Annotated in this window: 11 protein-coding genes; 4 read left to right on the top strand and 7 right to left on the bottom strand. The window is 47.1% G+C overall.

Annotation, left to right across the window (positions count from 1 at the left end):
* Together AB7U36_RS09715 and AB7U36_RS09710 are read right to left on the bottom strand one after the other, a co-directional pair.
* Positions 1-579, bottom strand: a 579-nt coding sequence (locus AB7U36_RS09715) for a nucleotidyltransferase family protein (RefSeq protein WP_428159585.1), incomplete at its 3' end; no start/stop codon positions are given.
* Positions 580-587: 8 nt separating this feature from the next.
* A complete protein-coding gene (locus AB7U36_RS09710; protein WP_428159584.1) occupies positions 588-1751 on the bottom strand; it encodes an N-acetyltransferase in 1164 nt (387 codons plus the stop codon).
* Positions 1752-1993: 242 nt separating this feature from the next.
* Here AB7U36_RS09710 and AB7U36_RS09705 point away from each other — a divergent pair, with 242 nt between their 5' ends.
* The 4 genes from AB7U36_RS09705 (at position 1994) to AB7U36_RS09690 (ending at position 6441) form a co-directional block, all read left to right on the top strand.
* Positions 1994-3001 (top strand): NTP transferase domain-containing protein, encoded by a 1008-nt coding sequence (locus AB7U36_RS09705; protein WP_428159583.1) that lies wholly within the window; start codon positions 1994-1996, stop codon positions 2999-3001.
* A gap of 65 nt (positions 3002-3066) precedes the next feature.
* Entirely contained in the window at positions 3067-4143 is a 1077-nt protein-coding gene (gene lptF / locus AB7U36_RS09700) for an LPS export ABC transporter permease LptF (protein WP_428159582.1), read from the top strand.
* Positions 4140-5219: an LPS export ABC transporter permease LptG gene (lptG, locus tag AB7U36_RS09695; RefSeq protein WP_428159581.1), complete on the top strand. Its 1080-nt coding sequence runs from the start codon at positions 4140-4142 to the stop codon at positions 5217-5219. The genes lptF and lptG overlap by 4 nt, the downstream gene beginning before the upstream one ends.
* A 301-nt stretch (positions 5220-5520) precedes the next feature.
* On the top strand, positions 5521-6441 hold the full coding sequence (locus AB7U36_RS09690) for a glycosyltransferase family 2 protein (RefSeq protein WP_428159580.1): 921 nt from the start codon (positions 5521-5523) through the stop codon (positions 6439-6441).
* A gap of 21 nt (positions 6442-6462) precedes the next feature.
* Here AB7U36_RS09690 and AB7U36_RS09685 read toward each other — a convergent pair whose 3' ends face one another.
* The 5 genes from AB7U36_RS09685 to lpxK are packed head-to-tail and all read right to left on the bottom strand — an operon-like array spanning position 6463 to position 11482.
* The gene (locus tag AB7U36_RS09685) at positions 6463-7284 is read right to left on the bottom strand and encodes a glycosyltransferase family 2 protein (RefSeq protein WP_428159579.1); all 822 of its coding nucleotides are present in this window, start codon (positions 7282-7284) and stop codon (positions 6463-6465) included.
* Positions 7259-8326, bottom strand: coding sequence for a glycosyltransferase family 9 protein (locus tag AB7U36_RS09680; RefSeq protein ID WP_428159578.1), 1068 nt, complete (start codon positions 8324-8326; stop codon positions 7259-7261). Before AB7U36_RS09680 ends, AB7U36_RS09685 begins: the two co-directional genes overlap by 26 nt.
* Positions 8319-9386: a lipopolysaccharide heptosyltransferase II gene (gene waaF, locus AB7U36_RS09675; RefSeq protein WP_428159577.1), complete on the bottom strand. Its 1068-nt coding sequence runs from the start codon at positions 9384-9386 to the stop codon at positions 8319-8321. Before waaF ends, AB7U36_RS09680 begins: the two co-directional genes overlap by 8 nt.
* The gene (locus AB7U36_RS09670) at positions 9379-10281 is read right to left on the bottom strand and encodes a lysophospholipid acyltransferase family protein (RefSeq protein ID WP_428159576.1); all 903 of its coding nucleotides are present in this window, start codon (positions 10279-10281) and stop codon (positions 9379-9381) included. Before AB7U36_RS09670 ends, waaF begins: the two co-directional genes overlap by 8 nt.
* A gap of 13 nt (positions 10282-10294) precedes the next feature.
* Positions 10295-11482 carry a tetraacyldisaccharide 4'-kinase gene (gene lpxK, locus AB7U36_RS09665; RefSeq protein ID WP_428159575.1) on the bottom strand — a complete coding sequence of 396 codons (1188 nt, stop codon included), beginning with the start codon at positions 11480-11482 and terminating at the stop codon, positions 10295-10297.
* Between the last annotated feature and the right edge of the window lie 161 nt (positions 11483-11643).

Genomic DNA, 11643 nt, shown 5'->3' with positions numbered 1-11643 from the left:
CTGCTCCACCCTGCGCCAGAAAGATGGTACCTCCTTTGCCTGAGGAGTCAGAAAAGCAAAAAGATTACACGAGCAATATGCCCCATCCTTGAAGAAATAGGCTGTTCTGGATGTTTGCGGGTAAGCGGCCATAACAGTTTCACATCGAGCGACACCGGCAACAACATCACATCCCGACTTCAGCGCTTCACAACAAAAATAATCAACGATTTCAGGGGATAGCAGAGCATGGTCACTGGTTGTCAGAAGGACCGTTCTATCTTGATCCAGTACCTTCATAGTCTCATAAGCGCTCAAACTTGGAGTGGCTTGGTTTTCCACCCATGCTGCCCTGCCGGAAGCAATATAATCACGTAATGCCGATTCTTGAGCAACAATAGCTCCGGAAGGCCCGCATAAAAGCGTATTTTCGACCTTATGAGACGACGAGAGCGCTTTGAGCACTCTGAAAATCATCGGAGTACCGTTAATCGGAGCCAGGGACTTACAGCGAACACCAGCAGCTCCTGCCACCGGATTGCCGGTTTCCCGGTCTGCGGCAAGGACAATTGCGGTAAAGAGATCCTGTTCAGTATCCATGTCTTTTCCTAGCAGAGTTCCTTGCCATATATTCGATATGTTTTATATTGTCGACCGCCAAAATCCTTAATTATATCACGGACACCCACATTATTTTCAAGAACCCAGGAAAGTTCCACCTTTTTTATTCCATACTTAATGACTGCTTCTTGCATATCACCTATAACCCTGTATGCAAGAGCCGCGCCCAATAAAGTTTTCTGATATTTAGAAAGAGTGCCCATAAGAAGTATCCGCCCTGTTTGAGGACATTTTACTTTTAGGCGCCATAATAATTTCAGCCATCCAAAAGGAAACAGCGCACCGTTTAGGTCGTAAATGGCCTCGTTTAAGTTGGGCAGTAATACAACAAATGCCGCAGGTATACCGTCCACCTCGGCAATCCTGACAAGCTGCTTTTTTAGCAGCATCTTTAAATCTTTGACTAAATGAGTGAATTCATGTGGAGTAAAGGGTATAAATCCCCAGTTTTTTGCCCATGCATCGTTGAAAATACTGAAAATAATCTCCATATCCTTATCCATCTCTGATGCACGAATTATCCGTGTCTGGATGCGATTTTGAGTTCTTCTGAGCAACATTTTCCTGATGGTGGAGGGCTCAACATCTCCATCAATCATATACGCCAGTAAATCTTTCTCTTTGCCATAGCCGCACTGCTCAATATGCTGAGCATAATAGGGAGGCACATGCCCCATCATCATCGACGGCGGAGTATCAAAACCGTTAATCAACAAACCGCATTCCTGATTGATAGACAGATTAAATGGCCCTCGCGCCCGTTTCATTCCCTGACTGCAAAGCCAGGATTCTGCAGTATTCAGAAGTTTCTGAAAGGTTTCGAGATTATCCTCAGCTTCCAGCATACCCCAAAAGCCGGTATCGTCCTGATAATGTTCAAGATGCAGCTGATCGACCTGGGCGCTGATACGCCCAACCGGATTGCCGTTCCGAAAAGCGAGCCACAAAGAGCATATTGCGTGTTCAAAATAGGGATTTTCAGGGGATAGATGTTCACGGCGTTCAACCAGTAAAGGAGGCACCCACACAGGATCATTTTTATAGAGAGACCACGGCAGACGAATGAAAATATCACGGGTACGACGATCCTCTACCTTAATTATCTGCAAGGCACTGCCCAAGATCTCTTCATTTTGGGATGCTGAATTCATAAATTTTTTTTCGTTTGCATCAAAGTAGTTTTTACAAAAAAATACAGTATCAAATATTATCAGACAACGCAAAGGATAACAAGAGACAAAACAACGGCAGAAAACAGGATCGCTTCTAACTAACTAATTTTTTTTATTGTAATTTTAGTTAGTTGTAAAATTGGGTTCGACCCGGCTGAATGGGGCGCTATAAACTGATGTGATTTTATTACCATGTTTTTGACTCATATCAGCAAATGCTGATGCCACACAGATTTTTTCAACTGGCGAAAAGAGTAGTATTGATGTACATTGCTCGCAACAAACGCGGTTTGTTAGCACCATTTCCGGTCAGGATTCAGCATATTGTATCTATGCCAGCGGTTTGTACGGCGTGGATTCATCTTACACAAATCCTCACACAGATTTTACTGGAAATGAATGAGTTGTGCATCAGGACAACTCAGACAGAGACAAATGGAGAAATATATATGAAGGTAATTATCTTAAGCGCCGGACAAGGCAAACGGTTATTGCCGCTGACGGCTCAAAAACCCAAATGCCTTCTGGATATCCAGGGGAAAACACTACTTGAATGGCAAATTGGTGAATTGCATAAATGCGGAATCGATCAAATAACCGTAGTCACAGGGTATGGTTCAAAAAAAATCGAAACACTTTTACAGAAACATTGCAGTCAACAGGCAATAACGACCCATTACAATCCAGACTATGCGACAACCGACAATCTGGTGAGCTGCTGGAAGACGCGTAACGAGATGGATGAGGATTTCATCCTGCTGAACGGCGATACCCTGTTTGAGGCAGCGATTGTCGAAACTCTGCTCGCATCTCCCGACAATCCGATAACTGTTGCCATTAATCATAAAAATATCTATGATACAGATGACATGAAAATCAGCATGACACAAAACCGTCTTATCAGAATTGGCAAAGATATACCGCTGAAGGAAATCCATGGAGAGGCCATTGGCATGATACGCTTCTGCGGCGATGGTCCAATGACATTCCGCCAGGGATTGGAAAAAGCTATAAATAACCCGAAGTCTGGCCAAAAATGGTACCTTTCAGTCATTGATGCAATAGCCCAGGAGAAAACAGTGATGACATGTTCTATCAAGGGGCTACTATGGTGCGAAGTAGATTATGCAGCAGACCTGAAGAAAGCAGACGAGATCGTTACCGGTTTTTCTGCGGCAGAGATCTTTGATACTGCAGCAGACTCTCAAAGACAAAAAATAACGGTATAAAACTATAGCTGATTTTTTTTCTGAAAAACCCCGTATCAGACGGCATTTCAGGCAATGGATACACGGTGATTATTGATCGATACATAATACGTGAAATAATTAAACCCACAGTGACTATATGTACAGCCCTGGTATTTATCTTTGGCTGTTATATTTCCACCCGTTACGGGGAAGACGCTGTCCACGGGCTGCTACCGGGCTCTTCAGTATTACAACTGATCTTACTCCGCATCGTAATTGCCCTTGAAGTACTGTTGCCAACGACTCTGTATTTATCTGTTGTAATCGCTCTTGGCCGTTTATACAGGGATGCGGAGATAACCGCGATGTTTGCCTGCGGCATAAGTATGACAAAGGTCATCAAATCTGTTTTTCTTGTTTCTCTTATATGCGCCTTGATTGTGGCATGTCTGTCTCTTTTCATCCGCCCCTGGGCCTGGAATCAGTTCTTCAGGATAAAGACAGAGGCCGAATTAAATTTTGACCTGACAAGGATGAATGGCGGCATTTTTTATGAGACCAGTGGCGGTAAACGGATCATCTTTGCAGACAAGGTTGACCACCAGACAAATGAGGCACAACATGTTTTCATTCAGACCATAAAAAAAGACTCTATACAGATCATCTCTGCGGAACAGGGCACTCAGTTCAGGAACACGGCCACAGACAGACCCGTATTGGTATTTCAGCACGGTCATCTTTATGAATTATCGCGTCCCGATCCAAAAGATTGGATCCTGGAGTTCGAAGAAGCGACTATGCCCCTGACACTGCAAAATGATATCCCACATGAATATAAAGTTAAAACCGCTGCAACCACGACACTTTTACACTCAAACAACCTGGAAGAAATAGCAGAACTGCAGTGGCGGCTTACCACACCAGTATCAATAATACTCCTTGCGCTTCTCGGCATACCTTTAAGTCGGTCATCTCCACGCCAGGGGAAATATGTCAAGGCGCCGATAGCAATTCTGATCTTTGCTGGGTACTACAATTTCAGCGCACTTGTCAAAAAATGGGTGGCACAGGGTGGCCTTGGGACAATTCCGGGAATCTGGTGGGGACAGTTGCTTCTGATCGTTTTAATCGGTCTTTTTTTATGGCACCCGCTCTTTTTGTGGCACCGGCAGAAGCAATGATATCCACGATGCGAATACTCGACATCTATATTGCCAGAAGCTTCCTGAAATACTTTTTTTTCGTCGTCCTTATCCTGATGGTGCTGTTCAGTCTGTTTGAACTGCTCTCCCAGTTGGATGATGTCGGTAAAGGCAATTATCAGCTAACAAATGCCCTTGCCTTTGTGGCCCTGACACTTCCCAGACGCCTGCTCGACTTAATGCCCATAAGTACACTTCTTGGCGGTATTGTTGCGTTGGGCTTAATGGCCGACCATGGTGAACTTGTTGCCATGGAAGCATCGGGAATATCGATTATGCGAATCTCCAGCGCCGTATTGGCAACCGCCCTTTTCTTAATGATAGCATCCGGCATTCTGGCTGAAATGCTTATCCCTGGTATGGAAGAGCTGGCCCGAAAATCCAGGGCTCAAGCCGTATCTACTGCCGATATCACCATAACCCGGCAGGGATTCTGGGCGCGCAGGGATAATTCATATATCCATGTTGAAAAAATGCTGGATGAAGGGGTTGCCGCCGATATCTATATTTTTAAATTTGACAATAAAGGCAGCCTGCAACTCTTTACCCATGCACAAAATGCCAATCTGCAGGATAACAGGCAGTGGATTTTAAACGGCATCACCCAAAAAATCATCACGGGAAATGAAATTGCCACAAAAAAACTCAAGACATTAACTCTGGACTCTTTTTTAAGTGCATATCAGGTTAGTGTTCTGGAACTACCGCCCTATAGTCTATCAACCCCCGACCTTATCCGCTATATTGACGCCTTGCAGCTGAACGGCCAGAATGCTGACCAGTATTCCATCGCCCTGTGGCGAAAACTCAGTGTACCTCTGACAACCGGGGCAATGGTTTTACTTTCACTGAGTTTTGTCTTTGGTTCAACACGCGGCACCAGCGCGGGGTATCGCATAACCCTGGGTTCCTTTATCGGCATTATTCTCTATTTTGCCGATCAGATACTCATGCAGTGGGGTCTGTTTCTTAACCTGGAGCCATTCATTACTGCCATGCTTCCTGTGCTGTTGATTTCCGGTATTGCTTTAAGCAGATTGCGCAGAATTTTCTGACTCTTCGCGGATTAGTGTGGTTGGTTGTTAATTACAGTTTTATTCTACGAAAGGGGAAAAAATAATTGTCATTGATCACACTCTATTTGCTTGACGCATCAAGCTCAACGGGGTTTTTTATTTTTTTTGACGGTGGATCAGGGCTGATTTAACAGCTATGTTTTCCAATGGTCATATGGTATATTTCGAGCCCTGTCAGGGACTGTGCCTTGACAGGAACTGAAAACACAGGGTTCAAACCATGTAACCAGTAAATAAACAAAAAAAACGATAAAAAGAATCCGGGAAAAACACACAATTCATGACAGATGTCACCATTATTATTTTAAGCTACAACACAAAAGAACTGCTTCTCAACTGTCTTAAAAGCGTATTTGAAACCATAAAAGAGATTTCTTTTGAAGTTGTGGTGGTTGACAACAACTCTCATGATGGCACTCCCAAGGCTGTTCTTAAGATTTTTCCCGATGTCCGTGTCATTGAAAACAGTGAAAATCTTGGGTTTGCCAAAGCAAACAACCTCGTACTCAGACAGACCAAAAGCCCATACGCGCTCCTGCTCAATTCTGATACCATCCTTACCCAAGGGGCCGTGAAGTCGATTTACGATTTCATGGTAGCCAAAAATGATGCCGGCATATGCGCCGGCCAGTTATTAAATGAAGATGGAACAAAACAAAACTCTTTTGCTTACTTTCCCGGAATTTTCACTCTCCTGTTTAATGAGAGCCTCATCAACACCCTGTCTCCTTTTCGAAAAAACAAACATTCCATCGCAAACACCGAGGTAAAGGTGGATTCCTGTATTGGCGCATGCATTCTCATGAAAATGGAAGCTGTCAGAAAAGCAGGCTTTTTTGACGAATCTTTTTTCTTTTTCTTTGAAGAGACAGACTTGGCCCTTGCCATGCATCAAAAGGGATGGTTCTCTTATATCGTTCCCAAGGCAAAAATCTATCACTTAGGCGGACAAAGTGTGGGCCACAGCATTAAATCAAGACTGCTTTTTGCCCAATCCCGGCGCATTTTTTATAAAAAACACTTCCCCCTGCTTTCCCACATGTACATGCCGCTGATCATGGTAAGGCTGACGGCAGATTTACTCATAAACGTCACCTTAGGGGCGCTGACTCTGTTTTCTGCAACCGGTAAAAAAAATAAGGCCACGCTTTATTATGAACTCCTTGTCTGGCATATAAAGGGATGCCCGACCATACGATGAGCCCTAAAAAAGTCTTTGGATTTAAACTTTTGGCAGAGGATTGTTGGTAAAAATGTCCAGTCCATTCAGCTTTAAGTGAAGTTTAGCGTACTTATAAAAAGTACTTTCAAAATTGCTTAGGGAAATGATAAATCCAGGCCAACCGTCCAGACAGCCCAGTTTCAAAATATAGGTGCTGAACCAGGCCCAGAACCCGTGGGCAAGGGCATTAAACATCCCTGACTTTTGATCTGCCGCATAAAGCGTTTGGGCGCCAAGGGTGGAATACCGGTTCATTTTTCTAAACATTTCCTCAAGATCTTTAAAAGGGATCTGATAAATAAAAGATTTAAAATAGCCGCATTTCCCTTCACTGACCACTTCGTACCTTTCATGAACCGCGTCGGGCATAAACTTGAGGGCGCCTTTCCTGAACAGCTGGGGCTGGCGGAAATCCGGATAAAATCCTGCATGCCGGATCCATTTTCCCATGAAATAATTTCGACGGGGTACATAATAGGCATCCAGACTGTTGGGATCATTGATGATCTTAATAATTTCTTTTTTTGCAATCTGGGTGCACCGCTCATCGGCATCCAAACTAAACACCCAGTTGTGGCTGCACGCATTGATGGCATCTTCCCTGAGTTTGCCAAACCCTTCAAAGGGGAGCTGAACCACCCTGGCGCCGTAATCTTCTGCAATTTTTGCCGTGTCATCGGTGCTGAAAGAATCGGCAACGACCACCTCATCGGCCCAGGCCACGCTGTTCAATGCATCTTTAATTTTTTCAGCTTCATTATACGCTATAATATAAACAGACAACTTCCCGGCTGTTTCATTCCCGGCTGTAAACGGACTCATACGGTGTCTTCCTTGTTTTTCTTAATGCATACTGTATATTATCAAATACTTCGGCCACGGTCAGATCTTCCATGCATCTGTAACGTCTGCATGGGGTATGGGCGTAACAAGGGGAACAGTCAAGGTCCTTTTGAATCACCGTGTGGATAAAACCATAGGGGCCGGTCCGAACCGGGTTGGCCGGTCCGAATATGGCAAAGACAGGAACATCCAGGGCTGCGGCAATATGCATGGGACCCGTATCGTTACAGATAAAGTACCGTGACTTGCCAATTACAGGCAAAAGATCCTTGAGACCTGTTTTTCCGGCTATGGACAGGGCGTTTCCCTTTGATGATTTCACCACTTCCAATGCAATATCCGATTCCGATGCAGAGGCAATGACCACGACCGGCAGGTCCAGCATGGACGCAAGTGCCCCGAATTTTGAGGCTTGCCACCGGTTGGCCGGTTTCCCGGCCGAGGGACAGATAATGGCATATTGATCGGGCAGTTCTTTCATAATATCAGGGACGGGGTTATATGGCGCAAAAGGATACGCAACCGTGTCAACGGCACAACCCATGAAGCGGGCAATCCCAAGATACCGGTCAATGGCATGGATGTTCATGGACCCATGAATTTTATGGGTATAAAAAAGGGAGCTGCCCTCATCGGATTCCTTGAACCCCAGGCGGACAGGGGCTTTGGAAAACGCTGAAATCACACCGGAACGAAACAGCCCTGACAAATCAATACACACATCATAGTGCTGTTCTGCCAGCCCCCGCCTCAAATCGTTTATCTCTTTGAGCGTCAACCTGAGCCGGCCCAGCTTTTTCCACTCGTCTTTCTTGATCACCCACAGGCGGTTGATCATGGGGTGTCCCGCCAGAAAGGTATGAAGTCCATGGGCCACCACCCAGTCGATTCGGGCCCATGGAAACCTTTTTTTCACTGCGTAAAGAAAAGGCATGGAATGAACAATATCCCCCAGGGCACTGGGTTTGACAATCAGAATCCGGTTAACCCGGCCAAACAGATCCTTTTGGGCATCAGCCATGAGACCCCTCCTTTTCAAGCAAATCCTTGCAAGCCGCCATGACCATGTCCACGGTGATTTTATCCATGCATTGATGGTCAATGGGGCACTGCTTTTTCAGACAGGGACTGCAGGGAACCGGTTGCCGGACCATGACACTGTTTTTATTTGCAGGGGCTGTGGCAATATGGTCGGTGGAACCGATTACGGCAACCTGATTGACGTGCTGGGCCGCAGCAGCATGCATCAGGCCGGAATCATTGGTCACAAAAAGATCCAACGCCCCGATCAGGGCAAAGGCTTTGGACAGACTGGTCCGGCCCGCCATGTTGATGCAGGCCCCCTGGGTCATGGCGTTGATTTCATCCCCGAGTTCCCGGTCTGCGGGCCCGCCGAAAATAATGACCCGGGTCTGGTGGCGCTCTGCCAGTTCTGCGGCAAGTTGTGCATACCGTTCCGGGAACCAGCGTTTGGCCGTTCCCCCGGTGGCCCCGGGGTTGATGCCCAGCACCGGACAGCCCGGGCCTGATAATGCCTGTTCATCAAGAAATCGTCGGGCCCATTCCCTGTCCCGGAGATCAGGATAAAGCTCCAGATCCCTGCCCGCAGTTTTAAGGCCGACCGAGCTTAAGATGGCCAGATAATAATCAATGAGATGGCCTTTTTTCAGGGCAGGCTCCATCCTGATGCACCGGTTGAGCAGCAGCCCCCGGGCATCGGTGTTGTAGCCTAAACGTTCGGGAATCCGGGATAGAAAGGCCAAAAGAGCCGCCTCAAAAGCATTCTGCATCAGGATGGCCAAATCAAATTTTTGGAACCGCATATCTTTGACCAGCCTGAGGGTTCCTATTCCCATTTTATGGCGCCCTTCATTTTCATACACCATGACCTGGTCAACATGGGGATTGTTCTGATACACCGGCACCACCCAGGGCTTGGCCAGCACCGTGATTCTGGCCCTGGGAAAATTTGTGCGCACAGCCCGGACCACCGGTGTGGTCATAACAGCATCCCCCACCCAGTTGGCGGCCCGGATCAGGATGTGTGCGCGCTGGCTGTCTTTCAATCGAATTTCAGCCATTGGTTCTGGGCCAGGGACAGTAATTTTTGGTTTTCCAGCGGTTATGGACCCAGAAATACTGGTCCGGATGTTTCCTGACCAGGGATTCGATAACGGATGTATAATTCTGGGTGTTAATTTCAATATCCTTGATAGGATCCCCGGTTTCCACCAGTGGAATTTCAGGAAGAATCTCCACGGTGAAATGCCGGTTTTTACGCACCGTATACATGGGCAGCACAGGTGCCTTGGTTTTCAGTGCCAGTTTGGCAAAACCTTTGTGGGTACAGGCCGGAGCCCCAAAAAAGTCCACAAACGGGCCCAGGTACCAGTCCACGCTCTGATCCAGAAGAGAACCTACGATCTCCCCGCGTTTCAATATGACTTCAGCTTTTTTGGAAACTTTTCCCCTGGGAAGCACCTCGACGTTAAACCGCCCGCGTCCCTCCCTGATCAGCCGGTCCAGTGGCTTAAAATCCAGTCTGCGGTAGATGGCATAGCCTTTGACCCCCACAGGCTCAATGCTTGCGATGAGCATTTCAAAATTGCCCAGGTGACATAAAAGCCCGAGAACCCCCCTCCCCCTGGCAAGGGCCGCGTTGATATGTTCCACCCCTTTGATGGTGAAATGGCTTAAAAATGTGTCCCGGTCAAACTTCAGTGTCCACGCAAATTCGAACAAAATGCTCACAATGTTTTTAAACACTTGTTTGCCAAGTATTTCGATCTGAATCGGTGTCATTTGATCGCCAAAGGCCCGGGTAAGATTTTCCAGGGTAATTTTTCGATGTCTTGCATCAATCTTGAACCAGAGCAGGCCTGAAAGGTGGGCACAAAAATCCGCCAGCCATACGGGCATCCTGCCCAGAGTCAGCATCAGAAGACGCAGCAATCGATAAATTTGATCATCATTCATACATCTATTCCGATTAAATTGTCATGGACAACCCTGACGCCATGGACTTCCCGAACATAGTGTGCAAAATAAATTTTTCAAGGCCTTGGGAATCGGGAAAACGCAACCGGATACCAATAACCGCAACAGTCACATCCCTGAAGTATGCCGGATTTATCTTTACCCAGTCTTTTTGGGTTGTCAGGATACAATCAACGTTCAGCGCCTTTGCCCGGGCCAAAATCCGTTTAAAATCAGGCTCGTTATACCTGTAATGGTCGCAAAATTCAAGATGGTCGGCAATGTTTACATCCAGATCCTGCACGGATTGTGCAAAGGAGTCGTTCCGGGCCAGACCTGAAAACAGAACAGCTGTTTTTCCTTCCTGGGCCCAGGATTGAAAATCCGTTGCGTTATCATTGCTGCCTGCCGGAAACAACTGCGCCACAAAGGGCTCATGGGTGCAGAAAAAAACAGGGACTGGCGGATTTATTTTAACGATGTCATTTACTATGGATCGACGCCCAGGTTCCTGAAATGCGTGCAATTGAAATATATCCGGGGGACACCGGGTAAACACGATGGCATCAATTCTGTCCTTTGCCATGCAAAGCGTTTCACGCAACCGCCCTGCCGGAAGCATGCGCCCGTTTCCCACCGGCTGACTGTAATCCAGAAGCACCAGGTTCAGGTCCCGGCCCAGTTTCAGGTGCTGGAATCCGTCATCGAGAATGACCACATCAGGTGTAAAGGTTTCCAAAGCCATAAGGCCCGCCTTATACCGGTCTTTTCCCACCACCACGGGAAAAGTTTTTTCCATGGCCATCATATAGGGCTCATCACCGCAGATTTTTGCATCCAGAAACACGTCCCGGCCGTCGGATACCACAGCAGCCTCTTTGTCAAGCGTTCCCCTGTAGCCCCGGCTGACCACCACGGGGTGCAACCCTTTTTCCGCCAGCATCTTGGCCAGCCAGACCGCCATGGGTGTTTTACCGGATCCGCCCACGGCCAGGTTGCCGATGGAAATCACAGGGCAGTCCAGGCGCCGGGATTTCATAACACCGCTCCCATACAGGGCATAACGCAGTCTTACCCCGGCCTTGTAGACGCTTGCACAGCCGGCCAGCACCTGATCAAAGGAAAACGGTTCAAAGTGACCAGGGGTTTCCATGGTCTGCAATACCCGTTTTTCGATGCGGTCCAGCCAGGATTTAATCAAGAAACGCCTCCATCCGGCTTAAACAGGCATTCAAAGCCCCTGCGTTGTCTTTAAAAATTTGCCGGGCATGTTGTCCGGTGCGGGCGCAATGGTCAGAATTGCGCAGCATTTTTTTCAGTTCACCGGCCAGGGCTTTTTCGTTTTCAACCTGGATGCCGCCT

Source organism: Desulfobacter sp. (assembly GCF_050177295.1).
This window is presented reverse-complemented; position numbering and strand designations above follow the sequence as displayed.